Origin of the sequence: Streptomyces sp. AC602_WCS936 (assembly GCF_019049125.1) — a bacterium.
GTDB lineage: Bacteria > Actinomycetota > Actinomycetes > Streptomycetales > Streptomycetaceae > Streptomyces.
Genome location: NZ_JAGMUF010000090.1, coordinates 181,025 through 206,895, shown reverse-complemented (window position 1 = coordinate 206,895; position 25,871 = coordinate 181,025). Strand labels below are relative to the sequence as shown.

Genomic DNA, 25,871 nt, shown 5'->3' with positions numbered 1-25,871 from the left:
CATCGTATGCGGGCGCCTCGCGGGCGATCACGCCGACTCCGCCGTCGGGGACGGTCCGGGACGATCCAGGGTGGTCCGGTGCGGTTCGGTGCGGTCCGGGGAACCTTCGGGTGGCGTCAGTCGTCCTTCCGGCTGTACCCCCGCAGCAGGAACCACGCGGTCAGCACGCAGCCCACCACCATCACGATCAGCACGATCCGGAGCAGATTCCCCGGCCCCTGCTGCTCTGCCGCCCTCGCCGCGGCGGCGAGCCAGTCGGTGTGGGGGGTGTGCGCCATGACGGGACTCCTTCGCTGTGCTGCCCGTCCACGGTATCTCCGCCTAGGCTGGGTTCGGCTTCGGGGGCGCAAAGGGCCGCACAAGGGTTCGCAAAGGCCCAGACATACGCACAGGCCACACACACGCACATGGGGGAAGACATGTCCGACGGCCACCAGCACAACGGGCACGAGAACGTGCCGAGCAGGCAGCGCAGGCGCTTCCCCGGAATCTCCTCGCGTGCGTACGAGCACCCGGCCGACCGCAGCGCGCTGGTGGCGCTGCGCAGGCTGAGCGGGTTCGACACGGTGTTCAAGGCGCTGAGCGGCCTGCTGCCCGAACGCAGTCTCAGGCTGCTGTTCCTGTCCGACTCGGTACGCGTCTCGGACCGGCAGTTCGCCCATCTGAACGTCATGCTGCGCGACGCCTGCTACATCCTGGACCTGGAGAAGGTCCCGGCGATGTACGTGAACCAGGACCCCAAGCCGAACGCGATGTGCATCGGCCTGGACGAGCCGATCATCGTGGTCACCACGGGCCTGGTCGAGCTGCTCGACGAGGAGGAGATGCGGGCGGTCGTCGGGCACGAGGTCGGGCACGCGCTGTCCGGGCACGCGGTCTACCGGACCATCCTGCTCTTCCTGACCTCGCTCGCGGTCCGGGTCGCCTGGATCCCGCTGGGCAACGTGGCGATCATGGCGATCGTGACCGCGCTGCGCGAGTGGTTCCGCAAGTCGGAACTGTCCGCCGACCGCGCGGGTCTGCTGGTCGGCCAGGACCTCCAGGCGTCCATGCGGGGCCTGATGAAGATCGCGGGCGGCAACCACCTGCACGAGATGAACGTGGACGCGTTCCTGGAGCAGGCCGACGAGTACGAGGCGGGCGGCGACCTGCGCGACTCCGTGCTGAAGATTCTCAACGTGCTGCCCCGTTCACACCCCTTCACGACGGTGCGGGCCGCCGAGCTGAAGAAGTGGGCGGCCTCCCGGGACTACCAGCGGATCATGGACGGCCACTACCCGCGGCGCGACGAGGACAAGGACACCTCGGTGCGGGACTCCTTCCGCGAGTCGGCGTCCAGCTACGCCACGCATGTGCGCGGCTCCAAGGACCCGCTGATGAAGCTGGTGAACGACATCGCCGGCGGCGCCGGGGACCTCGGCGACCGGATGCGGCGCGGCTTCGGCGGCTTCACGTCCTCGCAGCCGAGGCCGCCCAAGGACGAGGGCGGGTCGCCGTCCGAGGGGCCGGGGCCGGAGGGGGCGTCGGACGGTCCCGAGACGCCGGACGACCGTCCGCCGGGCAGCGGCGCCTGAGAGGGCGCGGGGCGCCTGCGGACGAGCTCCTACACCTTCGGCTGGGCGCTCGCCGCGAGCGTGCCGCACAGGGCCGTGGGGTTGTCCTCGGTGTACGGGTCGGTGCCGGCGGGGACTCCTGCCCCGGCCGTCTGGCCGGCGAGCAGCGGGCGCAGGTGGCCGGCCGAGTCGTCGGCGCAGGAGAGCGGCCCGGCCTGGACGTGGGAGGCGACGAGCTGCGTCTGCCGCAGGCGCAGGTCGTCCCGGTCGAAGCGGAAGTGCAGTTCGCGCCGGACGGTGAACAGGGACGTCTCCGCCCGGTCGTCTCCGGCGGGCCGCAGCGGGTAGACCATGGTGTGGTCGGCGGTGACCTCCAGCGTGGAGGCGTCGGTCTCCGTGAACCGCATGCTGCCGTGCACCCGGATCTCGGCGTCGGCCAGCTCGGTGCGGGCGGGGTCGAAGCGCACCAGCCATCCGGTGGCCGCGTGCCGGCCGTCCGGGGTGGGCCTCTCGAAGCTCTGGTCGAACTGTTCCAGCTGGACCGGGTCGAGCAGCACCCGCACCGACCGGACCTCCCCGCCGCCGAGCACGTCCGGGTCCAGCGCCGAGCGGACGATGTACTGCTTGGCGGTGGTCAGGGCGTTCAGCACCTGGTCGTCCGAGAAGTGCGCGGTGCGGTGGTGGCCCGGCAGCGGGACGCCCTTCGCCGCGGTCCGGAACTCCGCGGCGGGGCTGTGCTCGTAAAGGTGGGCGGCGTCGTCCGCGCCGGGCACCTCGCCCTGCGGGGCGAGCGGGACGACGGCCATCCGCACCGGCTCGGCGGGCCGCTGGGTGGCGGGGCTCTGGTACGGGTGCCGTACGCCCATGTAGAGGGCGGTGCCGACGGCGACGGCGACGAGGACGACGAGGATCAGCGCCTGCCGGGAGAGGCCGGCCCGGCGCAGCGGGGTGCGGCGGCGGACGGCGTGCGCGTGGTCGGCCATGCGCTCCTGGGCGGAGAACTCCTCGAGCCGGGCAGCGCGGACGAACGACTCGTCGAAGACGACGGATCGGTACTCGTCCTCTCCGCCTCCGGGGGAGCCCTCGGGCGTCCCTCCGGGCGGGTCGCCAAGCCCTGCCATACCTTCAGGGTTGGTCTGCCCGGGGCCCCGTAAACGCGCGGCCGCGGGTCAAGTCGGGACAGCTTCCGAGCCGCCGGGCGGGCAGGTCAGGGGCTGCGCGGGATGACCGGGACGGCGGGCTGGGAGTAGTCGGCGGAGGCCGACGGCGTCACCTTGCCGCCCTGTTCCGGACCGGTGGAGGCGGGGGAGGCCGGTGGGGGCACCTGCTGGGTGCCGCCGCCCGAGGAGGCGCCGCGGTAGACCGCCGCGAAGGCCAGCGCGACCATGCCGACGCCCATCACGACGGCGAGCATCCAGGCGACCGGCCGGTGCCAGCGGACCTGCTTGCCGGTGGCCGGCGGGGCGCCGTAGGGGCGGTCCAGGAGGTCGCGGTCGTCGTCCGGGTCGTCGAGGTCGGGATCATGGCCGAAGTCGCCGTACCCGTCGTCGTAGCGCTCGGCTCTGCTGCGGCCGCGGCGGGCCGCTTCCGCCTCGGTGGCCTCGGCTCTGGCCTCGGCGGCGGCCAGGAGGCGTTCGACGGCGGACGGCTCGTGCACCGCGGCCGCCCGTACGAAGGCCTCGTCGAAGACCACGGAGGCGAACTCTTCGTCCGACACCCCGTGGTCGTGGTCGTCGTCGGGCTCCCAGCCGTCAGGGAACGGCCTACCCCCCACGTCCTCCGGCACGGGTCCAGAGTAGACCTGGGGGGTCGATTTGGGCAGACGGCGGGGAAATTCATCCGGTGGGTGAGATGCCCCGATCGGGTCACGGGCGCGCCCGCCCACCCTCGGCGTGCGCCGTGGGCGCGGTGCCGGCCGTCAGCGCCGTACGTGTCCGTCGCCGGTGACGATGTACTTGGTGCTGGTCAGCTCCGGCAGGCCCATCGGGCCCCGGGCGTGCAGCTTCTGCGTGGAGATGCCGATCTCGGCGCCGAAGCCGAACTGGCCGCCGTCGGTGAAGCGGGTGGAGGCGTTGACGGCGACGGTGGTGGAGTCGACCAGCTGGGTGAAGCGGCGGGCGGCCTGCTGCGAGGTCGTCACGATCGCCTCGGTGTGGCCCGAGGTCCACAGCCGGATGTGCTCGACGGCCTTGTCGAGGGAGTCGACGACGGCCGCGGCGATGTCGTACGACAGGTACTCGGTCTCCCAGTCCTCCGGCGTGGCCTCGACGGCCGTCACCTTCGAGTCCTCGGCGTACGCCATGACCCGCTCGTCGGCGTGCACGGTGACGCCGGCCTCGGCGAGGGCGTCCAGGGCGCGGGGCAGGAACTCGGCGGCGATGTCCTGGTGGACCAGGAGGGTCTCGGCGGCGTTGCAGACGCCGACCCGCTGGGCCTTGGAGTTGATGAGGATGTCGACGGCCGTGTCGAGGTCGGCCCGCGCGTCGACGTAGACGTGGCAGTTGCCGGTGCCGGTCTCGATGACGGGGACGGTGGACTCCTGGACGACGGTGTTGATCAGCGAGGCGCCGCCGCGCGGGATGAGCACGTCGACCAGGCCGCGCGCCCGCATCAGCTCGCGCACGCTCTCGCGGCTCTCGCCGGGCACCAGCTGCACGGCGTCGGCGGGCAGGCCGGCCCCGCCCACGGCGTCGCGGAGGACCCGGACGAGGGCGGTGTTGGACTGGTAGGCGGAGGAGGAGCCGCGCAGCAGCACCGCGTTGCCGGACTTCAGGCACAGGGCGGCGGCGTCGACGGTGACGTTGGGCCGGCCCTCGTAGATGATGCCGACGACGCCGAGCGGCACGCGGACCTGGCGCAGGTCGATGCCGTTGGGGAGGGTGCTGCCGCGCACGACCTCGCCGACCGGGTCGGGCAGGGCGACGACGTCCCGCACGTCGGAGGCGATGGCCCGGACCCGCTCCGGGGTCAGCGTCAGCCGGTCGATGATGGCCTCGCTGGTCCCGGCGGCGCGGGCCTTGGCCACGTCCTGGGCGTTGGCCTCGACGATCTCGCTGGTACGGACCTCCAGCGCGTCCGCGACGGCGAGCAGCGCGTCGTCCTTGGCGGCCCTCGGCAGCGGCGCGAGGTCGGCCGCGGCGGCCTTGGCCCGGTAGGCGGCCCGGGTGACCGGGGACATCGAGTCGTACGGCGAGAGCGTGGTCATGGGGGAAGCGTAGTAGGCCGGACGGGGCGCCCACCGGTCGTCCCAAACCCCGAGACATACGCCGGACGGGGCGAAAAGGGATGCGCCAGGGCCTGTGGCCGCATTTCGGTTGCCGCCCCGGGAGGTGGGGGCGCGGCGGCGGCTCGGGGGCAGCCGGGGGGGGGCGCGGGAGCGGCTCGGGGACGCGGGGCAAGCCCGGCGGCGGTCGGCAGCGGCTCGGGAGCAGCCCGGCGACGCGGGAGCGGCTCGGGGACGGTCCGGGGGTGGCCAGGCGGCCCGGGAGCAGCCCTGCGGCGGCTCGGGAGCAGCCCGGCGGCTCGGGGACGGCTTGAGGGTCCCTCTGGGGGTGGCTCGAGGGTGGCGGCACTGGGACGGCGGGAGCGTCGCTGAGGCAGGGGTGGGGGGGTGGCGCGGCGGGCGGCGTCGTGCACTGGCCGGTCCCGCGCATTGGTGAGGGCGCCGCCGGCGGTGGCCGGGCGCCCCCGCGCACGGGCCGGTCGCGGCCACCTGCGCCGGGCGTTCCTGACAGGCCCCGCACCACAGACACAGACCGGTGCCGCCAGGTGCTCCCGACAGGCCCCACACCATGAGTACGGACCGAGCGCAGACCGTCCAGCCCCCGGCGGACGCGCGGCCTCGGGCCTAGAACGGGTGGACCCCGACCGGTGTCGCCGGGGCCGGTCCGTATCCGGCGGCGATGCGCTGGTGGTAGGTGGCCCGGTCGATGACCTCCAGGCCGACGATCTCCCAGGGCGGCAGTCCCGCGGTCTGCCGGTGCTCTCCCCACAGGCGCAGGGCGACGGCGGCGGCGTCGTGCAGGTCGCGGGCCTCCTCCCAGTACCGGATCTCGGCGTGGTCGTCGGCGTAACGGCTGGTCAGCAGGAAGGGGTGGTCGTGGGCGAGCTGTTCCAGGGCGCGGCGGACCTCGGACAGCGGGGCGCGGGCGCCGGAGACGCTGAGCGTGACGTGCCACAGGCGCGGGGTGTGCTCGGGCTCCCCGCCCCGGAAGCGGTCGCCGGCCGCGACGCTGGTCAGGGGACGTTCCTCGCCGGCCGCGCGGGACGCCTTGCGGGCACCGCCGCCCGGGCGGGCGCGGGACGCCGCCGTTCCAGGGCGCACTCCGCTCACGACGGCCTCCTTCACGCACACTGCTGAGCCCGGTGGTCGGCCGGGCCTGTCCCTGAAGGAAAGTTGAGCAGGCCTCGCAAGATCGCGGGGCGGTTTTGCGGAACGTACACCGCCGATTCGGGGACGTTTCGGCCCATTACGGGTGCAGGATCACCAGATCGTCCCTGTGTACGACCTCACGTTCGTACGCCTGTCCGAGTTCACGCGCCAGCTCCCGGGTGGAGCGGCCGAGCAGCCGGGGCAGCTCCTTGGCGTCGAAGTTGACCAGCCCCCGGGCCACCGCGCGGCCCGCCCCGTCCCGCAGCTCGACGGGCTCGCCCGCGGCGAAGTCGCCCTCGACGCCGGCGATGCCGGCCGGCAGCAGCGACTTGCGGCCCTCGACGACCGCGCGCACCGCCCCGTCGTCGAGGACCAGCGCCCCCTGCGGGGTGGAGGCGTGCTGCAGCCACAGCAGCCGGTCGGCGGAGCGTTTGCCGGTGGCGTGGAAGTAGGTGCCGGTGTCGCCGCCGGCCAGGGCGTCGGCGGCGTGGACGGCGCTGGTCAGCACCACCGGGATGCCGGCGGCGGCGGCGATCCGGGCCGCCTCGACCTTGGTGACCATGCCGCCGGTGCCGACACCCGCCTTGCCGGCGCTGCCGATCTCGATGTCCGCGAGGTCGGCCGGTGCGCGCACCTCGGCGATCCGCGAGGTGCCGGGCCTGCTCGGGTCGCCGTCGTACACGCCGTCCACGTCGGACAGCAGCACCAGCAGGTCGGCACGGACCAGGTGGGCGACGAGGGCGGCGAGCCGGTCGTTGTCGCCGAAGCGGATCTCGTCGGTGGCGACGGTGTCGTTCTCGTTGACGATCGGGAAGGCGCCCATCGCCAGCAGCTTGTCGAGGGTGCGGGAGGCGTTGCGGTGGTGGGCGCGGCGGCTCATGTCGTCGCTGGTCAGCAGCACCTGGCCGACGCGGACGCCGTAGCGGGCGAAGGAGGCGGTGTAGCGGGCGACCAGCAGGCCCTGTCCGACGCTGGCGGCGGCCTGCTGACGGGCCAGGTCCCTGGGGCGGCGACGCAGGCCCAGCGGGGCGAGACCGGCGGCGATGGCGCCGGAGGAGACGAGGACGATCTCCCGTTCCCCGCCGCTTCGGACCTTGGCGAGGACGTCGACGAGCGCGTCGACCCGGTCGGCGTCCAGGCCGCCGGCCGCGGTGGTCAGCGAGGAGGAACCGACCTTGACGACGATCCTGCGGGCCTCGCCCACGGCCTGCCTTGCCCCAGCCACTGTTGCCGCCCGTCCTTCCCCGTCGACGCGCGCCCGTCCGGGCGCCCGCCAGGCAATCTACGCGAAGCGGATCGCGCCCCGCGCCACGGTCCAGGCTGCGGACAGTGCACCCGGCCCGGCTCCCGCGCCGAGCACCGCAGACGACCGCACCGACCGCACCGACCGCACCGACCGCACCGACCGCACCGACCGCCGGAACGTTCCGCACCGACGACCGCAGCCGCCCCGCACCGACCCGCCAGAACGACCCACACCAACCACCACAACGCCCACCGCCGACGACCGCAGCCGCCCCGCACCAACCGCAGGAGGCCCCCGCACCGACGCCCCGGGCAACACGTGCGTGTCGTCGGGAGGTCGCCGTGCGTTAACCCGTATGTCCGATGCGCGACGAGCAAGCCTGGAGCGACCGCAGTGCCCCTATCCCTGCCCCGCCGCAGACTTCCCCGCCGTGTCCCCCGCCCGGGCCGCCGCCCGCGCCCCCGTGTCCCCGGCCTCGCCCTGCCGCGCCGCCGGACCGCCGTGAAGCTGCTCGTCCTCGCCGTGCTGGCCACCGCGTCGGTCGCGCAGGCCGTCGGCGCGCTGCTGCCGCACGTGCCGCTGCTGCTCGCCGCGACCGCCGGTTCACTGGCCGCCGAGGGGGTGCTGTACCGGTGGCAGCGGGGCATGGTGTCGCTGTTCGCCAAGTCGCACGCCGACGTCACGGTGCGGCACGTGCTGCGGGACCTGCTGCTCGTGGTCGGCCTGCTGCGCCTCGGCGAGCAGCACCGGGAGCCCGCGTACGCCCCGCTGGTCGCCGCCCTGCTCGCCTTCTACGGGCTGCACTGGGCGATCCAGGCCGCCTCCGTGCTGGTCCGGCGCACCCGCACGCTGCCCGTGGTGACCCGGAACGTGGACGCCTCCGCGCTGCGCCTGACCCCCGCCCCGCCCGCGCTGCTGCGCCGCCCCGGCCACCGGCTGGCGGTCCTCGGGCTGCCCGCGACGGCCGGACTGCTGGCCACGGCCGCCGCCGACGCGCCGGTGTACGGGGCGGCCGGCCTCGCACTGTCGCTGGCCATGGCGCTGGCCGGCCTGGGCGTGCTGGTGCTGCGGCTGCTGCCGGGGCGCCGGCCCGCGGGCGAGCAGGAGGTCCTGGACTGGTTCGACGCCTGGCTGGCGGAGTACCGGCCGACCGTCGGCCTGTACTTCTCGGGCGGGGCGTCCTCGGCGTACCAGGCCAACATGTGGCTGGAGCCGCTGGCGCGGCTGGGCGGGCGCCCGGTGATCGTGCTGCGGGAGCGGCACATGATGCAGCGGATCGCGGCGACCGACATCCCCGTGGTGTGCCTGCCGAAGGTGTCCACACTGATGCGGCTGGAGCACTCCACGCTCCGGGTCCTGCTGCACCCCTCCAACTCGGGCAAGACCTCGCAGGTCCTGCGCATCCCCACGATCAAGCACGCCTTCGTCAACCACGGGGAGAGCGACAAGCTGTCCTCCTGCAACCCGTACGCGAAGGCCTACGACGAGGTGTGGGTGGCCGGTCCGGCGGCGCGCGAGCGGTACGCGCTGGCGGAGGTCGGTGTCGAGGACAAGGACGTGGTGGAGATCGGCCGCCCGCAGCTGGACGCCGTACGGCCGTACGCGGGGCCGCCGGCGCCCGGCGCCCGCACGACGGTCCTGTACGCGCCGACCTGGGAGGGCTGGGACGGCAACCCCGGCAACACGTCGGTGGTGGAGGCCGGCGAGAACCTGGTGCGTGCGCTGCTCGCGGACCCGGGCGTACGGCTGCTGTACAAGCCGCACCCGCTGACGGGGTCCGTGGACCCGCGGGCCCGGGCCGCCGACCTGCGCATCCGGGAGCTGGTGCGGGCCGCGAACCGGGAGCGGGGCGGGCCCCGGCCTCACGCGTCGGCGGCAGCCGGGCTCGACCGGCTGACGGCGGAGCTGGACCGGCTGACGACGTCCGGTTTCCGCTCCGCCGCCGACCAGGCGGAGCGGATGCTGCGGCAGCCGGCGCCGGAGCCGGGGCGGGCCGCCGCGGTGGCGCGGGCGGCGGCCGCCTGGGAGGAGGCGTACTGGGCCTCGCTGCCCGAGTGGGAGCACCAGGTCGTCACCGACGCCCGGCCGCCGCTGTACGCCTGCTTCAACCGGGCCGACCTGCTGATCAGCGATGTGTCCAGCGTCATCAGCGACTTCCTGGCGAGCGGCAAGCCGTACGCGGTGGCCAACACCAGCGGGCTGGCCGAGGACGGGTTCCGCAAGACGTTCCCGACGGTGGCGGCGGCGACCGTGCTGGCGCCGGACGCGGCCGGGGTGCCCGCGCTGCTGGACGCGGTCCGGCACCCCGAGCACGACGAGCGGGCGGCGGAGCGGGCGGGGCTGGCCCGGCGGCTGCTGGGCCCCGCCGAACCGTCGTCCCAGGAGCGTTTCGCCGGGGCCGTGCGGGCGCTGTGCGCGGCGGCCGGTGAGCACCGGGCGCGGATGGCGGGGCGCATGGCGACCGAGGTCCCGCTCCCCGGGCCCAGGCGGCAGCCCGGCCCGCCGCCCGCCGTCAGCGCCCCGAAACCGCAGCGCCACGGTTGATCCGCTGATCCGCCGCTCGCGGGCAGCTCCCGAGCCCGAGCCGCCGGACGTCAGCCGTGCCGTCGGCGCCAGCCCTGCCAGGCGGACTCGATCATGTCGTCCAGGTCGTGGCGGGCCGACCAGCCGAGCTGCTCGCGGGCGCGGTCCGCGGAGGCGACTACGCGGGCCGGGTCGCCGGGGCGGCGTTCGGTCACCTGCGGGACGAGGTCCTGCCGGCCGGTGACCTTGAGGATGCGGTCGACCATCTCCCGGACCGAGCTGCCCTCCCCGCGTCCGATGTTGAGGGTGAGGGCGGTGCCCTCGGGGAAGTCCGTCAGGCGCCGGGCCGCCGCCAGGTGGGCGGAGGCGATGTCTGCCACGTGGATGTAGTCCCGCACACAGGTGCCGTCCGGGGTGGCGTAGTCGTCGCCGAAAACGAGCGGGGCCTCGCCCGCCTCCAGGCGCTCGAAGACCATGGGGATGAGGTTGAAGACACCGGAGTCGGACAGCTCGGGGGCCGCCGCGCCCGCGACGTTGAAGTAGCGCAAGGACGCGGCACGAATGCCGTGGGCCCGAGCGGCGGCGGTGATCAGCCACTCACCGACGAGCTTTGTCTCGCCGTACGGGCTCATCGGGAGGCAGGGCGTGTCCTCGGTGACGAGGTCCACGTCCGGCATGCCGTACACGGCGGCGGAGGAGGAGAAGACCAGCCGGCCGACGCCCGCGGACGCCATGGCCTCCAGGAGGGTCTGCAGACCCGTCACGTTCTCCCGGTAGTAGTGGAGCGGGCGCTCCACCGACTCCCCCACCTGCTTCTTGGCCGCGATGTGCACCACACCTGTCACAGCATTGTCACGAATCGCGGCATCCAGGGCAGAGCGGTCCAGCACGCTGCCGACCACCAGCGGCACACCCTCGGGGATTCGCCCCGCGCTTCCGGTGGACAGGTCGTCGTACACGACCACGGACTGCCCGTCGGCGACCAGAGCACGCACCACGTGCGCACCGATGTACCCCGCGCCGCCTGTGACCAGCCAACTCATCCTCTTGCCTCCCAGATCTTCGTCTCTGAGTGCAGAGTCGCCCGCAGGCCCCGGAAAATCGAGTCGGACATGTGGGGCGAACAGCGGATAAGGAGCGAAGCAGGCGGCCGTGCAGGGCCTGCCGGACCTGCCACCTCGCCCACGGAAACTTCACGTGAATCCTTTACGCTGATGCGGCGGCGCGCTCAGGCCCACCGACGCTCCCAGCGCGCCCCGGCCCCCAGCGCGCGGTCCCCGGTCAGACTCGGAACAGGTTGTAAAGGATGCCCAAGCTCTCTCTCGTCGTCCCCGTGTACAAAGTGCAGGGCTACCTGCACGAGTGCCTCGATTCCGTACTCGGACAGGACTACACGGACTTCGAGGTGATCGCGGTCGACGACCGCTCGCCGGACGGGTCGGGGGCCATTCTTGACGAGTACGCGGAGCGCGACGCACGCATTCATGTGATTCACCTCACGGAAAACGTCGGCCTGGGCCGCGCGCGAAACGCCGGACTCGAAAAGGCCCAGGGCGATTACGTGTTGTTCCTGGACAGTGACGACACGTTGTCCGAGGGTGCACTGACGGCGATATCCGACCGCCTGGAATCCACCGGAAATCCCGAGATCCTGGTCTACGACTACGCCCGCACCTACTGGTACGGCGCGGTCGAACGCAACCAGCTCGCACACCTCCTCGCACAGGACGCCGGCCCGGACACCTTCTCCCTCGCCGCCCGGCCCGAACTGCTCGACCTGCTCCAGATCGTCTGGAACAAGGCCTACCGACGCGACTTCATCGACCGGGTCGGGCTGACCTTCCCTCCCGGGTACTACGAGGACGCGCCCTGGACCTTCCTCTCGATGATCAGCGCCGAGCGGATCGCCGTGCTGGACCGTGTCTGCGTCCTCTACCGCCAGCGCCGCGAGGGCGGCAACATCCTCAAGACGGTCAGCCGCAAGCACTTCGACGTCTTCGAGCAGTACGACCGGATCTTCGACCACCTCGACGCGCACGAGGAACTGTCCCGGTGGCGGGGTCCGGTCTTCCGCAAGATGGCCGACCACTACCTGACCGTGCTGGAGCGCCCGGGCCGGCTGCCGCACAACGCCCGGGCCGAATTCTTCCACCGGGCCTGTGCCGACTACCGCGCGCGCCTGCCCCAGGGCTTCCAGCGGCCGCCAGGCCGCAAGGGCCAGAAGTACGCGATGCTGCAACGTGACGCGTACGCGGCCTGGGCGGGCGCGACGCGTGTGTCGAAGCTCCGCCAGCAGGCGCAGAAGCGCGCCCGCCGGGTCGTCAACCAGTCCAAGCGCCGGGCGATGGGCCTCTTCTACCGCTCGCAGCTGAGGCTGCCCCTCGACGAGAACCTGGCGGTGTTCTCCGCCTACTGGAGCCGTAGCGTCTCCTGCAACCCCGCGGCCGTCGACGCGGCCCTGGCCTCCCTCGCGCCGCAGATCCGCCGTGTGTGGGCGATCCGGCCGGACGCGGTGGACCAGGTGCCCGCGGGCGTGGACTACGTGCGCCTGGGCTCGCGGGAGTACTGGGCCGCCGTGGCGCGCGCCAAGTACCTCGTCAACAACGTGAACTTCCCCGACAGCGTGGTCAAGCGCGAGGGGCAGATCCATGTGCAGACCCACCACGGCACACCGCTGAAGAGCATGGGGCTGGACCAGCAGAAGTACCCGGCCTCCACCAACATGAGCTTCCGCGCGCTGCTGAGGCGGTGCGACCGCTGGGACTACAGCGTCAGCTCCAACCGGTTCTCCACCTCGGTGTGGGAGCGGGTCTATCCCGCCTCGTTCGCGTCGCTGGACACCGGCTACCCGCGCAACGACGTCCTGGTCACCGCGACGGCCGAGGACGTCCGCACGGCCCGTGCGGACCTCGGGCTGCGCGAGGGCACCACGGCCCTCCTCTACATGCCCACCCACCGCGAGTACCAGCGCGGGTTCACACCCCGCCTCGACCTGGAGCGACTGGCCGAACAGCTGGGCCCCCGCGTCACCCTGCTGGTGCGTGGCCACTACTTCTACGGCGCTTCCTCCCGCCTCACCGACCTGCAGTCCGCCGGACGAGTCGTCGACGTGTCGTCCCACCCTTCGGTGGAACGGCTCTACCTGGCCTCCGACGGTCTGATCACGGACTACTCGTCGGCCATGTTCGACTACGCCAACCTCGACCGTCCGATCGTGATCTTCGCCGACGACTGGGAGACTTATTCCGTCGTCCGGGGAACGTACTTCGATGTCCTGCGGGAGGCGCCCGGGTCCGTGGCCACCACCCAGGAAGAACTGACCGAACTGCTCCGCTCCGGCCAGTGGCGCGACGACCGGGCGGCAGAGGCGCGCGCCCGGTTCCGGCGGCGTTTCTGTGATTTCGACGACGGACACGCAGCCGAACGGGTGGTCCGGCACGTCTTCCTGGGTGAGCCGCTGGAGAAACTGCCGCCGATCGTGCCGTTGGACGAGCGGGTGCCTGCTCCGCCTCCCGGCCCAGGCATCGCCACGACAGACCCGATATCCGTTCCTTGAGTCAGAGGTAGCCGCTGCTGTGTCCCAGCACCACGACAGAACACCCGACATCAGCGTCGTTGTCATCGTCTACAACGACGCCGATCGTCTGCCGACGGCGGTGCAGTCGGTTCTCGACCAGACGCTGCAGAACGTCGAGGTCATCGTCGCCGACGACCACTCCACCGACGGCTCCTACCAGGTCGCCCAGCAGCTCGCCGCCTCCTCCGACCGGGTGCGGGCCATCCAGTTGGCCGAGAACAGCGGCGGCTGCGGCGAGCCGCGCAACCAGGGCATAGCCATCGCCCGCGGCCGATACGTGATGTTCCTCGACAGCGACGACACCCTCGAGGTGAACGCCTGCCGCAACATGCTGGACGCCGCCGAGCGTACCGGCGCCGACCTGGTCTCCGGCCTCTGCCTGCGCGTCCACACGGACAGCCGGTCGGGCAAGACGGCCAGGTGGTACCCGTGGCTGTACCGGCAGACCCGCACCTTCGACTCGATCGCGGAAATCCCGGACCTCCTCGTCTTCGACACCCTGTCGACCAACAAGTGCTACCGGCGCGAGTTCCTCGTCGACAGCGGCCTCACCTTCCCCCGCGGCATCCACTACGAGGACCTGCTGTTCTCGGCCCAGGCCTACCTGGCCGCGTCCAGGATCACGCTGATCCCCAACACGGTCTACCACTGGAACGTGGTCGAGAAGACCGAGGCGAAGTCGATCAGCAACCGCCGCCACGAGATCAACAACTTCGCCGACCGGCTGGAGATCCACCGCCGGATCGACCGCATCCTCGCCGAAGAGGGCCACGACGGGCTGAAGCTGCACAAGGACACCAAGTTCCTCAAGCACGACCTTGTCCTGTACCTCCGGGAGCTGCCCTTCCTGGACGACGAGTACCGCCACCACTTCGCCCAGATGGCGGGCGGCTACATCAAGGACTTCCCCGACGAGGCGTACGCGGAGCTCTCCCCCATCCACCGGCTCTGCGCCTACCTGCTGCTGCGTGAGGACTGGGAGCACCTCATGCCGGCCATCGACACGCTCATCAACAAGAGCAAGGTGTCCAGCCCCCTGCTGGAGCGGGACGGCCGGGTCTACTGGTGCGCGGAGCACCTGGACGACCCGATGGGCCGTGCCGTGCTCGACGTGACCGACCTCGGTTACCACGCGAAGCCGGTGCAGCGCCTCAACCTGCGCAACGCGGTGACCCGGTACACGGAGACCGCCGCGGGTGTCGTTCTCGCCGGCTCCCTGGTCAACCCTCTCGGAGTGATTGCCCCCGACGCGCGCCTCGAGGGCGAACTGGAGTTCCGCGCCCGCCGCAAGAGCCTGCAGTCGTTCCGCTTCCCGGTGACGGACATCCGGCACGAGGGCGAGGCGGTGACCTGGCAGGCGACGGCCGCGCTGGCGAGCCGGCTGCGCCCGGTCGGCCTCGTCGACGACGTCTGGGACGTGCGCCTGCACCTCACGGTGGACGGAGAGCACCGCACCACGAGTCGGCTCACCGTCGGACGCACCGACCTGGAGGGCGCCGGCGAGATCCGGATCCGGCCACGGCTGGGCCGGATGATGGCCGACCGCATCCTCCCGCACGCCTCGGCCAACGGACACCTCGCCTTCCGGCTGACCCAGCACGGCAAGCTGGCGCAGCGCACGTCGTCGCTCGTGCAGCGCAACATCCAGAGCCCGCCCGCCCGCGTGGCGAAGAAGATGGTGCGCAAGGTCTACTCGGTGCGCAAGGACTTGCACTCCGGTCCGCGCAAGATCGAGACGTTCGAGCGCATGATCCGGGTGCTGCCCGTACGCAAGGGCACCGTCGTCTTCGAGAGCCACCTCGGCAAGCAGTACAGCGACAGCCCCCGCGCCATCTACGAGGAACTGCGCCGGCGCGGTGTGCCTCTCAAGGTCTACTGGTCGTACGCCGGTTCCCGCCCCGAAGGCTTCCCGCAGGACGTCGAGCTGGTGCGCCGCTGGTCCTGGCCGTACCTGAGGGCTCTGGCCCAGGCCGAGTTCTGGATCGACAACCAGGGCTTCCCGCTGAAGCTGCCCAAGCGGCCGGAGACGACCTACATCCAGACCTGGCACGGTTCCGCGCTCAAGCGCATGGGCTTCGACGAGCCGCACTACCGGATCATGCCCGAGCACGAGCAGCAGGCCTACCAGCGGTCCATCGACCGCTTCGACCACTTCGTGGTGCGCGGCGAACACGACGAGAAGACGCTGGCCCGCGCCTATCGAATACCGGAGGAGAAGCTGCTGCGCACGGGGTACCCGCGCAACGACGCCCTGGTGCGGGCGCGGGACTCGACGACCCCCGACCCGGCCGCGCGGGAACTGGCCGAGCGGCTGGGCATCCGCAGCGACCTCCCCGTCGTCCTGTACGCCCCCACTTTCCGGGCGCAGGCCAACGGCAAGGTGCGCAAGTTCGAGTTCCCCTTCGACGTCGAGGAGTTCGCGGACCGCTTCGGCGACCGGTTCACGCTGCTGATCCGCACGCACTATCTCAACAACGTCACGCTGCCGCCGTCGGTCGCCGGCCGGGTGATCAACGTCAGCGAGGAACCCGACATCACCCCGGTGATGCTCCTCTCGGACGTCCTGATCACCGACTACTCGTCCGTGATGTTCGACTACTCGCTGCTCCAGCGGCCGATGGTGTTCTTCACCTACGACTGGGACGAGTACGCGGAGAACAGCCGCGGCACCTACTTCGACCTGTCCGAGCAGGCCCCCGGGCCGGTGGCCGGCACATCGGAGGAACTCTTCGAGGTGCTGTCGGACCTGGACGCCCTCGCGTCCGGCTGCGAAGGACGGATCAAGGAATTCATGAGCCAGTACGGCGAGTACGACCGCGGTGACGCGGCCGCCCGCATCGTGGACCGCTTCTTCGGTGCCGAGGGAGAAGCCCGATGACACAGCGCGACATCATCTTCGTGGCGAACGAGGTCAACGAACTGGGTGGCGTCGCTCGCTGGCAGGCCCTGATGGCCAGGCTCTTCGCCGAACGCGGCCACCGCGTGACCGTCGTAGGCATCGCCCCGCCCGATGTGCCGATGGACCTGGGCGACAATCCGCCCTTCGAGACCGTCACCCTCTACGACGAGCGCCCGCCCGGCCCGTGGCAGGCCCGCAGCCTGCGCGACCGGGCCAACGTGGCGGCCCGCCGGCGCGAGGCGGCCCGGGAGGCGGGCATGCGCGAGGCCGCCGAGCGGCTGTCGCGCCTCTTCCGCGGCGCCCGGCCCGGTGCCATGATCATCGTGACCCAGGTGTGGGCCATGGAGTGGGTGGCCGTCGCCGACACGGCCGGTCACCCGGTGATCGGCATGAGCCACGAGTCCTACGAGTACTCCAAGGGCTCCTCGCGCTTCCGGCGCGTCCAGCGGTACTACAAGGACATCGACCGGCTCCTGCTGCTGACCCAGGAGGACGCCGACCTCTGGGTCGGCCGCGGCCTCAACAACGTCGGGTTCATGCCGAACCCGCTGCCGATGATGCCGGAGGTGCCTTCCTCCCGCACCGAGAAGGTCGTCGCCAGCATCGGCCGCCTCGGTCACCAGAAGGGCATCGACATGCTCCTCGACACCTGGGCGGAGGCGGCGCCCCGGCATCCCGGGTGGAGGCTGCGCATCTACGGTTCCGGGCCCGACGAGAGTGCACTCAAGCAGCAGTGCACCCGTCTGGGGCTGGACGACTCGGTGGAGTGGGCGGGGCAGACCGACGACGTCGTGGGCGCGCTGCACGGCGCCTCGGTGTTCGTCCAGTCCTCCCGCGGCGAGGGCTTCCCGCTGGCCCTGCTCGAGGCGATGGCCTGTGCGGTGCCCTGCGCGGCCTTCGACTGCGCGCCGGGCGTCCGCCAGATCGTCCAGGACGAGGAGGACGGCGTCCTGGCCCGTCCGGGCAACACCATGGAACTCGCTCGTCAGCTGGGCCGGCTGATGACGGACCAGGAACTACGGGACTCGATGGGCGAGAAGGCACGTGCCAACGTGCAGCGGTACTCCCCGTCGGCCATCACCGACCAGTGGGAAGAGCTGTTCGCGTTCCTGGAGCGCTGAGTCCCGCGCCTCCGCCAGCAGGGGGCCTTGGTCCGGGGTGCCCGGCCGGTGCGAACCGGCCTGGCACCCCGGCCGCATGTGCCGGGAGGCACCCCTGCAACCATTTCTGCCGTTTGTCGGTCATGCAGTCGCGCCCCGAGGGCGTCGTGTGCAGGACTGTCACCGGAAAGGCAAATGGATGCGCCAGGCGGATCGACCCGTACCGTCGGAGAGTTCCACCGGGCAGGTGAACGGGGAATCGGTAGAGCCGGACGTACCGTCGCCGCGGCCGGCCGCCGAGGCGGAAGTGCCTCAGGCGGGACCGGTGGTGCACAGGAACCGGCTGGCCGCCCTGGACGGTCTGCGGTTCCTGGCGGCACTGGCGGTGGTCCTCTTCCACTTCGTGGGCCAGACGCCGGGGGCGATGGAGATCGTCTGGGGCCGCCCGCCCGGTGAGATCTTCCCGGAGGCGCACCGCTACTTCGCCTTCGGCCGTCTCGGCGTCGACCTGTTCTTCCTCATCAGCGGCTTCGTCATCTGCATGAGCGCGTGGGGTCGAACACCGCGCGACTTCTTCATCTCGCGGGTCACCCGGCTGTACCCCATGTACTGGGTGGCGATCATCGTGTCGGCAGGCGTGATCTACACCTTCGACACACCGTTCGGCCACCCCAACCCGCGGATGCTCTTCGCGAACTTCACGATGTTGCAGACTCCGCTGGGTGTCGACAACCTCGACTCGGTCTACTGGACGCTCTGGCCCGAACTCTGCTTCTACCTCACGTTCGCGGTCGTGGTGTGGAAGGGCCTCACCTACCAGCGGGTGGTGATCTTCTGCGGACTGTGGACGGTCGCCGCGGTGCTCGCGCCCAGTGCCGGCATCCCGCTGCTCACGCTGCTGGTCAATCCGACGTCCGCCCCGTTCTTCATCGCGGGCATGGCCTTCCACCTCATGTACCGCTACCGGCCGACGCCGCTGCTGTGGGGCATTGTCGCCATGTCGTGGCTGCTGGCCCTGCACTTCCTGCTGGCCCCGCACGGAGGCCGGAACAACTGGGACACGTGGTCCCCCTGGCGCGGCTGGCTGGTCCTGGCCACCACGGTGTTCTTCCTGCTGGTCGCGGCGATCGCGCTCGGCTGGACCAGCAGGATCCGCGGGCACTGGCTGACCGTCGCCGGCACCCTGACGTTCCCGTTGTACCTGCTGCACGACGTCATCGGCGTGAGCATCCTCCACCACTTCGGGGACCGCGTGGACCCCTGGACGCTGGTCCTGGTCACCGCCGGCGGGCTCATCGCCCTGTCGTACGTCGTCCAGCGATTCGTGGAGCGGCCGATCGCGCAGGCCATGCGGCGGCGGCTGAAGAGTGCCGAGTTCGGTTTCAAGGCGCCGGCACCGCGTCGGCGGTCATGACGCCCGAGGCCGTGTCCGGTGCCGCCGTTGCGGACCGGCACACGGCCTCGGGTGAGCGTCAGAACGGCTCGAAACCGTCGAACTCCCGCTGCGCCTCGTCCCGTTCGGCGTCCCGGTCCCGGCGCCGCTGGGCGGCGGGGCGGGACTCCTCGAGGCGGTGGTCCTCACCGCGGCGGCCGAGCATCTCGGCGCCGGCCGACACGGACGGCTCCCAGTCGAAGACGACCGCGTTGTCCTCGGGGCCGATGGCCACGCCGTCGCCGCCCCGGGCGCCGGCCTTCATCAGCTCGTCCTCGACGCCGAGGCGGTTGAGCCGGTCGGCGAGGTAGCCGACGGCCTCGTCGTTGTTGAAGTCGGTCTGGCGCACCCAGCGTTCGGGCTTCTCGCCACGCACCCGGAACAGGCCGTCCTCCTCGCGGGTGACGGTGAAGCCCGCGTCGTCCACGGCCTTGGGCCGGATGACGATCCGCGTCGCTTCCTCCTTCGGCCGGGCGGCGCGCGCCTGGGCCACCAGGTCGGCCAGCGCGAACGACAGCTCCTTCAGACCCATGTGGGCCACCGCCGACACCTCGAAGACGCGGTAGCCGCGCTCCTCCAGGTCGGGGCGGACCATCTCGGCGAGGTCCTTGCCGTCGGGCACGTCGATCTTGTTGAGGACGACGACGCGCGGCCGGTTGTCCAGGCCGCCGTACTCGCGCAGCTCCGCCTCGATGATGTCCAGGTCGGAGACCGGGTCGCGGTCGGACTCCAGCGTCGCCGTGTCCAGGACGTGCACCAGCACGCTGCACCGCTCCACGTGCCGCAGGAACTCCAGGCCGAGGCCCTTGCCCTGGCTCGCGCCGGGGATGAGGCCGGGGACGTCGGCGATGGTGTAGACGGTCTCACCGGCCGTCACCACGCCGAGGTTCGGGACGAGCGTCGTGAAGGGGTAGTCGGCGATCTTCGGCTTCGCCGCGCTCATCACGGAGATCAGCGAGGACTTGCCGGCGCTCGGATAGCCGACCAGGGCCACGTCGGCGACGGTCTTCAGCTCCAGGACGACGTCCCCGAGGTCCCCCGGCTCACCGAGCAGCGCGAAGCCCGGGGCCTTGCGGCGCGCGGACGCGAGGGCCGCGTTGCCGAGGCCGCCCCGCCCGCCCTGTGCGGCGACGTAGGAGGTGCCGTGCCCGACCATGTCGGCGAGCACGTTGCCCGCCTTGTCGAGGACCACGGTGCCGTCGGGGACGGCGAGGACGAGGTCCTGGCCGTCCTTGCCGGAGCGGTTGCCGCCCTCACCGGGCTTGCCGTTGGTGGCCTTGCGGTGCGGGGAGTGGTGGTACTCCAGGAGCGTGGTCACCGACTGGTCGACGGTGAGGATCACGTCGCCGCCACGGCCGCCGTTGCCGCCGTCCGGGCCGCCGAGCGGCTTGAACTTCTCACGGTGGACGGAGGCACAGCCGTGGCCTCCGCTACCCGCGGCGACGTGCAGCTCGACGCGGTCCACGAAGGTGGTCATGGGATGTGCCTCCAGTTACCGGTTACTGCCTACTGCGGAATGTCTCTTGGGTAACACGCGAAAGGCGGACCCGCTTCCCCTCGGGGAAGTGAGGCCCGCCTCGCGAAAGTGTTCCGGTCAGGCGACCGGGACGATGTTCACGACCTTGCGGCCACGGTGGGTGCCGAACTGCACCGCGCCGGCCTGCAGGGCGAACAGCGTGTCGTCGCCGCCACGGCCGACGCCCGCGCCCGGGTGGAAGTGGGTGCCGCGCTGGCGGACCAGGATCTCACCCGCGTTGACGGCCTGACCGCCGAAGCGCTTCACGCCGAGCCGCTGGGCATTGGAGTCGCGACCGTTCCGGGTGGACGATGCGCCCTTCTTGTGTGCCATGTCTCCTCAGTCCCTTACTTCGCAGCCGCGGGGATCTCAGTGACCTTGATCGCCGTGTACTGCTGGCGGTGGCCCTGACGGCGGCGGTAGCCGGTCTTGTTCTTGTAGCGCAGAATGTCGATCTTCTGGCCCTTGTGGTGGTCCACGACCTCGGCCTGGACCTTGATGCCGGCCAGCACCCACGGGTCGCTGGTCACAGCGTCGCCGTCGACGACGAGCAGGGTCGAGAGCTCGACCGTGTCGCCGACCTGGGCGGTGGAAATCTTGTCAACCTCAACGATGTCGCCGACAGCAACCTTGTGCTGGCGACCACCGCTGCGCACGATGGCGTACACGCGGATCTCACTCTCTCGCTCGGGAACGGCACCCCCGCAGTCCAGCCGCCCGGCGGCATGCGCGGACGGCCTCTCCCGGTCCCGGCCCGCGAGGGCCCGCACCCGGAGGGAATGAGGTTTACGGGGATGTGACGTGTCAGTCGACACGCCGACGGTCAAGGTTACGGGGCCGCACGACAGGGGTCAAACCGGCCCCGGGCACCCGGCGGCGCCTCAGCCGGCCACCGACGCGACGTACTCGGCGTACGCCTCCTTGGTCCGCTCCGGCGACATGTCGAGGTGCTCCAGGACCGTGTACCGGCCCGGCCGGGTCTGCGGAGCGAACTCCACGGCCCGTACGAACTCGTCGTCGCCGAACCCGATCTCCCCGGCCACCACCGGCAGCCCGTGCCGACGCAGCGTCCGGGCCATCAGCAGCGAACCGTCGCGGTCGCCCCGCAGGAACGTCGCGAAGGCCGCGCCGATGCCCACCTGCTCGCCGTGGGAGGCCGCCCGCCTCGGGTACAGCAGGTCGAGCGCGTGGCTGATCTCGTGACAGGCACCGGAGGAGGGCCGGGTGCGCCCGGCGATCGTCATGGCGATCCCGGACAGGACCAGGCCCTCGGTCAGCACCGTCAGGAAACCGTCGTCGCCGCAGCCGCCGGGATGGCGCAGCACCGCCTCGCCGGCCTGCCGGGCCAGGGCGGCGGCCAGACCGTCGACCTTCTCACCGTTGACCCGGTGCGCCAGCTCCCAGTCGGCGACCGCGGAGATGTTGGAGACGGCGTCGCCGATCCCGGAGCGCACGAAGCGGATCGGCGCCTCGCGGATCACCGCGAGATCGACGACGAGCGCGATGGGTGTCGGCACGCCGTACGAACCGCGGCCCGCGTCGTTGTCGAGTATCGACACCGGCGAGCAGATGCCGTCGTGGGAGAGGTTGGTGGCCACGGCGACCATGGGCAGGCCCACCCGGGCCGCCGCGAACTTGGCGCAGTCGATGACCTTGCCGCCGCCGAGGCCGACGACCGCGTCGTAGCGGCCCGACTTCATCCCGTCGGCCAGCCGCACGGCGTCGTCGATCGTGCCGCCGCCGACCTCGAACCAGTCGGCACCGGGCAGGGAAGGCTCCAGGCGTCGGCGCAGCCGCGCCCCGGAACCGTCACTGATCGCCACGGCGAGCCGTCCGGACCGGGAGATCCGCTCGTCCTCGAGGACACTCGCCAGGTCGTCGAGTGCGCCCGGGCGGATGTCCACGGCGAGCGGCGAGGGAATGAGCCTCGTCAGTACCGGCACGTGATCTTCTCTCCTCACGGGGATCGGTGACTTGTCCGGTGATATGCGCACGGGCATGTCCGGGGAAACGTGTGGTCCCGCCCGATCGGATTCCGAACGGACAGGACCACACGTTTTGCGACAGCTGCCGGATCAGACGGTGCCGGTTCAGCCCTCGTCGGTGGCGGCCGTGACCGAGGACGGGCTCTGCTGAGCGGCCGCCGCGGTCTTCTTCGACGCCGTCTTCTTGGCCGTGGTCTTCGCCGTGGCCTTCTTGGCGGTCGTCGTCTTGGCCGCCTTCTTGGCGGTGGCCTTCTTCGCGGTCGTCGTCTTCTTGGTCGCCGTCTTCTTGGTGGCGGCCTTCTTCGCCGTCGCCTTCTTGGCCGTCTTGCGGGCCGCCGCCTTCTTGGCCGGGGCCGCCTCGGCGCCCTCCTCGGCCGCCTCGTCCGCCGGGGCCGACGGGACGACCACGACGGCCGTCTCCTCGGCCGCGGTCGGCGCGGTGGCCTTGCGCACGGCACGCCGGCGCGGACGGGCCGGCGCGGCGCTCTCGGCGGGCTCCGCGGCCACCGGGGCCTCGGGTGCCGCCTCGGCTGCGGTCTGCGGCTGCTCGGCCTGCGCGGTCTCCGCGACCGTCACGACGGCGGCCTCGGCACCCGCGGGCGAACCGGCCGGCGCGGACACCTTCCGGGTGGCGCGGCGGCGGGTGCGGCCCTTGGGCGCGGCCTCCTCGGCGGCCGGGGCCTCGGGGGCCCGCACCTCGGGGGCCGGGGCGCCGGAGACCGCGTCCTCGACGGCGGCGGGCTCGGCCAGCACCTCGGCGGCGGGCTCCCGCACGACGGGACGCTCGACCTCCTCGGCGGCCGTGACGTCCTGCGCGGTGGGTGCCTGCGCGGCGGCCGGGCTCTCGCCCTTGGCGGCCTTCGGGGCACCCGCCGGGGCCGACGCCCGACGGCTCGTGCGGCGCCGGCCGCGACCGCGCGTGGCGGCGGCCTCGGCCTCGGCGGCGCTGCTGTACAGCTCCTCGTCCGGGGTGAACTCGGGCGCCGGGAGGGCGACCGGCTCGGCCGCCTCGGCGGCGACCTCGGCCTCGGACTCGGTGTCCGCCTCCTGCTCCGCCGTCGGACCGGTCTCGACCCCGGCGACCGCCTCGTGCTCGTGCGGCTGCTCGCCGGCGCCGGCCCGCGCCCGCTTGCGGCGCTTGCCACCGCCGCCGCCGGCGGCGGACGTCGGCTGGTCGAGGTGGACGATGACGCCCCGGCCGTTGCAGTGGACGCAGGTCTCCGAGAACGACTCCAGCAGACCCTGGCCGACCCGCTTGCGGGTCATCTGCACCAGGCCCAACGAGGTCACCTCGGCGACCTGGTGCTTGGTCCGGTCCCGGCCCAGGCACTCCAGCAGACGCCGCAGCACCAGGTCCCGGTTGGACTCCAGCACCATGTCGATGAAGTCGATGACGATGATGCCGCCGAGGTCGCGCAGCCTCAGCTGGCGCACGATCTCCTCGGCCGCCTCCAGGTTGTTCCTGGTGACCGTCTCCTCGAGGTTGCCGCCCTGACCGGTGAACTTGCCGGTGTTGACGTCGACGACGACCATCGCCTCGGTCCGGTCGATCACCAGCGAACCGCCGCTGGGCAGCCAGACCTTGCGGTCCAGCGCCTTGGCGAGCTGCTCGTCGATCCGGTACGTGGCGAAGACGTCGACCTCGCTCGTCCACTTGGACAGCCGCTCGGCGAGGTCCGGCGCCACGTGCGACACGTAGCCGTGGATGGTCTGCCAGGCGTCGTCGCCGCTGACGACGACCTTGGAGAAGTCCTCGTTGAAGATGTCCCGCACGACCCGGACGGTCATGTCCGGCTCGCCGTACAGCAGCGTGGGCGCGCTCGAGCTGCCGCCCTTGGCCTTCTTCTGGATGTCCTCCCACTGCGCCTGGAGCCGCTCGACGTCGCGGCGCAGCTCGTCCTCGCTGGCGCCCTCGGCGGCGGTGCGCACGATGACGCCCGCGTCCTCGGGGACGATCTTCTTGAGGATGGTCTTGAGGCGGGAGCGCTCGGTGTCGGGGAGCTTACGGCTGATGCCGGTCATCGAGCCCTCGGGCACGTAGACCAGGTAGCGGCCGGGCAGCGAGACCTGACTGGTCAGGCGGGCGCCCTTGTGGCCGATCGGGTCCTTGGTGACCTGTACGAGGACCGACTGGCCGGACTTCAGGGCGGACTCGATGCGGCGCGGACCGTTGGCCATGCCCAGCGCCTCGAAGTTGACCTCACCGGCGTACAGGACGGCGTTGCGGCCCTTGCCGATGTCGATGAAGGCGGCCTCCATCGAGGGCAGCACGTTCTGCACCTTGCCGAGGTACACGTTGCCGACGTACGAGGTGGCCTGCTCCTTGTTGACGTAGTGCTCGACGAGCACGCCGTCCTCCAGGACGCCGATCTGGGTGCGCTCGCCGTGCTGGCGGACGACCATGACACGCTCGACGGCCTCGCGGCGGGCCAGGAACTCGGCCTCGGTGATGATCGGCACGCGGCGGCGGCCCTGCTCGCGGCCCTCGCGGCGGCGCTGCTTCTTGGCCTCCAGACGCGTGGAGCCCTTGATGGACTGCACCTCGTCGGACGGCTCGGGCTTCGGGCGGGGCTCGCGGACCTTGACGACGGTGCGCTCGGGGTCGTCGGCGGACGAGTCGGCCTCACCGGAGCCGTCCCCGGCCCGGCGACGGCGGCGGCGACGGCGACGGCTGCTGCTGGAGCCGCCGCTCTCGCCGGAGGGCTCGCCGTTCTCCTCGGCGTCCTCCTCCGCCTGCTCGGCGGTGTCCTCGGCATCCTGGGCGGCCTGCTCGGCGGCGACGTGCTCGGTGTCCTCGCCGTTCTCGCCGTTCTCGCCCTCGGCGGCATCGCCGCGACGGCGGCGACGGCCGCCCCGGCGCCTGCGGCGGCGCGAGCCGGACTCCTCGGAGCCCTCGGCGTCGTCGTGGTCCTCGCCCGACTCGTCGGCGTCGGCGTCAGCGTCGGTGTCGGCCCGGTCCTCCGGCTCGTCCTGCGCGGCGGCGGGGGCGGCGGCCCGCTCTTCGGTGCTCTCCTCGGCGGCGCCCCGGCGGCGACGACGGCGGCGCGATCCGGCGGACTGCTCCTCCGGAAGCTCCTCGGTCTCCTCGACCTCCGGCGCCGGTGCGGCCCCGGCCGCTTCGGCGGCGGCCTCGGCCGCGGCCCGCTCGGGCGTCTGGAACTGGGGCTCGGCGAAGACGGGGGCCTGGAAGACGGCCACGGCCGGACGCGACGGCCGCTTGGGGGCGTCCGCCTCCTCGGAAGCCGCGGCGGCGCCCTGGGCGGGCGCGGCGAAACCGGTGGCGGCCTTGCGGGTGGACCGGCGTCGCGCACGGCGCGGAGCGGCGTCCTCGGCGGAGGTCTCGGGTGCCGGGGCGGCCTCGGCGGCGGGCGCGGGCTCGCTCACGTCGGTGCCTGCCTCGGCGACCGGCTCGGCCGGGGCGGACACGCGCCGCGTGGCACGACGCCGGGTACGACGGGGACCGGCGTCCTCGGCGGTGTCGTCGGCGGCTTCCGCCTGCGGCGCCGCGGCGGGCTCGGCGTCCGTGGCCGGAGCGGCGGGCGCGGTCTCGACGGCCTGCTCGGCGGGCGCCGTCACCGTACGCGTGGCACGACGACGACCACGACGCGGCGCGGCCTCCTCGACGGCCGGCTCCGAGGCGGCGGCCTGCTCCGGCTGTACGGGGGCAT

At 72.2% G+C, this 25,871-nt stretch carries 18 protein-coding genes; 6 read left to right on the top strand and 12 right to left on the bottom strand.

Features of this window, described 5'->3' with window-relative positions:
- Positions 1 to 116 precede the first annotated feature (116 nt).
- The gene (locus KUM03_RS26245) at positions 117 to 278 is read right to left on the bottom strand and encodes a hypothetical protein (protein WP_217251880.1); all 162 of its coding nucleotides are present in this window, start codon (positions 276 to 278) and stop codon (positions 117 to 119) included.
- 141 nt (positions 279 to 419) lie between these two features.
- Between KUM03_RS26245 and KUM03_RS26240 the strand changes: the two genes are divergently transcribed.
- Complete coding sequence (locus KUM03_RS26240) at positions 420 to 1,574, top strand: M48 family metallopeptidase (protein ID WP_217253004.1); 1,155 nt, start codon at positions 420 to 422, stop codon at positions 1,572 to 1,574.
- Between the two features lie 29 nt (positions 1,575 to 1,603).
- Here the strand turns inward: KUM03_RS26240 and KUM03_RS26235 are convergent, their stop codons facing one another.
- From KUM03_RS26235 to proB, 5 genes are all read right to left on the bottom strand, one after another.
- Positions 1,604 to 2,674 carry a hypothetical protein gene (locus KUM03_RS26235; protein WP_217251878.1) on the bottom strand — a complete coding sequence of 357 codons (1,071 nt, stop codon included), beginning with the start codon at positions 2,672 to 2,674 and terminating at the stop codon, positions 1,604 to 1,606.
- A gap of 86 nt (positions 2,675 to 2,760) precedes the next feature.
- A complete protein-coding gene (locus tag KUM03_RS26230) occupies positions 2,761 to 3,339 on the bottom strand; it encodes a hypothetical protein (RefSeq protein WP_217251876.1) in 579 nt (192 codons plus the stop codon).
- A 132-nt stretch (positions 3,340 to 3,471) separates the two neighbouring features.
- Positions 3,472 to 4,758: a glutamate-5-semialdehyde dehydrogenase gene (locus tag KUM03_RS26225; RefSeq protein ID WP_217251873.1), complete on the bottom strand. Its 1,287-nt coding sequence runs from the start codon at positions 4,756 to 4,758 to the stop codon at positions 3,472 to 3,474.
- 642 nt (positions 4,759 to 5,400) lie between these two features.
- On the bottom strand, positions 5,401 to 5,886 hold the full coding sequence (locus tag KUM03_RS26220; protein WP_374225392.1) for a hypothetical protein: 486 nt from the start codon (positions 5,884 to 5,886) through the stop codon (positions 5,401 to 5,403).
- Positions 5,887 to 6,022: 136 nt separating this feature from the next.
- On the bottom strand, positions 6,023 to 7,129 hold the full coding sequence (gene proB / locus KUM03_RS26215; RefSeq protein ID WP_217253002.1) for a glutamate 5-kinase: 1,107 nt from the start codon (positions 7,127 to 7,129) through the stop codon (positions 6,023 to 6,025).
- Between the two features lie 543 nt (positions 7,130 to 7,672).
- On the opposite strand from proB, the gene KUM03_RS26210 reads away from it, so the two are divergent.
- Positions 7,673 to 9,715, top strand: a complete 2,043-nt coding sequence (locus KUM03_RS26210; RefSeq protein WP_217253000.1) for a hypothetical protein — start codon at positions 7,673 to 7,675, stop codon at positions 9,713 to 9,715.
- Positions 9,716 to 9,765: 50 nt separating this feature from the next.
- On the opposite strand, the gene galE is transcribed toward KUM03_RS26210, so the two are convergent.
- Positions 9,766 to 10,737: a UDP-glucose 4-epimerase GalE gene (galE, locus tag KUM03_RS26205; RefSeq protein ID WP_217251869.1), complete on the bottom strand. Its 972-nt coding sequence runs from the start codon at positions 10,735 to 10,737 to the stop codon at positions 9,766 to 9,768.
- Positions 10,738 to 11,000: 263 nt separating this feature from the next.
- Here galE and KUM03_RS26200 point away from each other — a divergent pair, with 263 nt between their 5' ends.
- From KUM03_RS26200 to KUM03_RS26185, 4 genes are all read left to right on the top strand, one after another.
- Positions 11,001 to 13,250 (top strand): bifunctional glycosyltransferase/CDP-glycerol:glycerophosphate glycerophosphotransferase, encoded by a 2,250-nt coding sequence (locus KUM03_RS26200; protein WP_217251867.1) that lies wholly within the window; start codon positions 11,001 to 11,003, stop codon positions 13,248 to 13,250.
- Positions 13,251 to 13,269: 19 nt separating this feature from the next.
- Positions 13,270 to 16,149: a CDP-glycerol glycerophosphotransferase family protein gene (locus tag KUM03_RS26195; protein ID WP_217251864.1), complete on the top strand. Its 2,880-nt coding sequence runs from the start codon at positions 13,270 to 13,272 to the stop codon at positions 16,147 to 16,149.
- Positions 16,146 to 17,291 (top strand): glycosyltransferase family 4 protein, encoded by a 1,146-nt coding sequence (locus KUM03_RS26190; protein ID WP_217251862.1) that lies wholly within the window; start codon positions 16,146 to 16,148, stop codon positions 17,289 to 17,291. The genes KUM03_RS26195 and KUM03_RS26190 overlap by 4 nt, the downstream gene beginning before the upstream one ends.
- 304 nt (positions 17,292 to 17,595) lie before the next feature.
- Positions 17,596 to 18,684, top strand: a complete 1,089-nt coding sequence (locus tag KUM03_RS26185) for an acyltransferase (RefSeq protein WP_308406419.1) — start codon at positions 17,596 to 17,598, stop codon at positions 18,682 to 18,684.
- Positions 18,685 to 18,742: 58 nt separating this feature from the next.
- Here KUM03_RS26185 and obgE read toward each other — a convergent pair whose 3' ends face one another.
- The 5 genes from obgE to KUM03_RS26160 form a co-directional block, all read right to left on the bottom strand.
- A complete protein-coding gene (gene obgE, locus KUM03_RS26180; protein WP_217251857.1) occupies positions 18,743 to 20,179 on the bottom strand; it encodes a GTPase ObgE in 1,437 nt (478 codons plus the stop codon).
- A gap of 117 nt (positions 20,180 to 20,296) precedes the next feature.
- Complete coding sequence (gene rpmA / locus KUM03_RS26175; protein ID WP_003976205.1) at positions 20,297 to 20,551, bottom strand: 50S ribosomal protein L27; 255 nt, start codon at positions 20,549 to 20,551, stop codon at positions 20,297 to 20,299.
- Between the two features lie 14 nt (positions 20,552 to 20,565).
- Positions 20,566 to 20,886: a 50S ribosomal protein L21 gene (rplU, locus tag KUM03_RS26170; protein ID WP_007449531.1), complete on the bottom strand. Its 321-nt coding sequence runs from the start codon at positions 20,884 to 20,886 to the stop codon at positions 20,566 to 20,568.
- 213 nt (positions 20,887 to 21,099) lie between these two features.
- Positions 21,100 to 22,161 carry an iron-containing alcohol dehydrogenase family protein gene (locus KUM03_RS26165; RefSeq protein ID WP_217251855.1) on the bottom strand — a complete coding sequence of 354 codons (1,062 nt, stop codon included), beginning with the start codon at positions 22,159 to 22,161 and terminating at the stop codon, positions 21,100 to 21,102.
- Positions 22,162 to 22,308: 147 nt separating this feature from the next.
- A partial coding sequence (locus KUM03_RS26160; protein WP_217251853.1) for an Rne/Rng family ribonuclease occupies positions 22,309 to 25,871 on the bottom strand: 3,563 nt, incomplete at its 5' end.

What these genes read in the sequence shown, in the direction of transcription:
- KUM03_RS26245 (WP_217251880.1), bottom strand. Translation starts at nt 278, where the DNA reads ATGGCGCACACCCCCCACACCGACTGGCTCGCCGCCGCGGCGAGGGCG.
- KUM03_RS26240 (WP_217253004.1), top strand. Translation starts at nt 420, where the DNA reads ATGTCCGACGGCCACCAGCACAACGGGCACGAGAACGTGCCGAGCAGG.
- KUM03_RS26235 (WP_217251878.1), bottom strand. Translation starts at nt 2,674, where the DNA reads ATGGCAGGGCTTGGCGACCCGCCCGGAGGGACGCCCGAGGGCTCCCCC.
- KUM03_RS26225 (WP_217251873.1), bottom strand. Translation starts at nt 4,758, where the DNA reads ATGACCACGCTCTCGCCGTACGACTCGATGTCCCCGGTCACCCGGGCC.
- galE (WP_217251869.1), bottom strand. Translation starts at nt 10,737, where the DNA reads ATGAGTTGGCTGGTCACAGGCGGCGCGGGGTACATCGGTGCGCACGTG.
- KUM03_RS26200 (WP_217251867.1), top strand. Translation starts at nt 11,001, where the DNA reads ATGCCCAAGCTCTCTCTCGTCGTCCCCGTGTACAAAGTGCAGGGCTAC.
- KUM03_RS26190 (WP_217251862.1), top strand. Translation starts at nt 16,146, where the DNA reads ATGACACAGCGCGACATCATCTTCGTGGCGAACGAGGTCAACGAACTG.
- obgE (WP_217251857.1), bottom strand. Translation starts at nt 20,179, where the DNA reads ATGACCACCTTCGTGGACCGCGTCGAGCTGCACGTCGCCGCGGGTAGC.
- rpmA (WP_003976205.1), bottom strand. Translation starts at nt 20,551, where the DNA reads ATGGCACACAAGAAGGGCGCATCGTCCACCCGGAACGGTCGCGACTCC.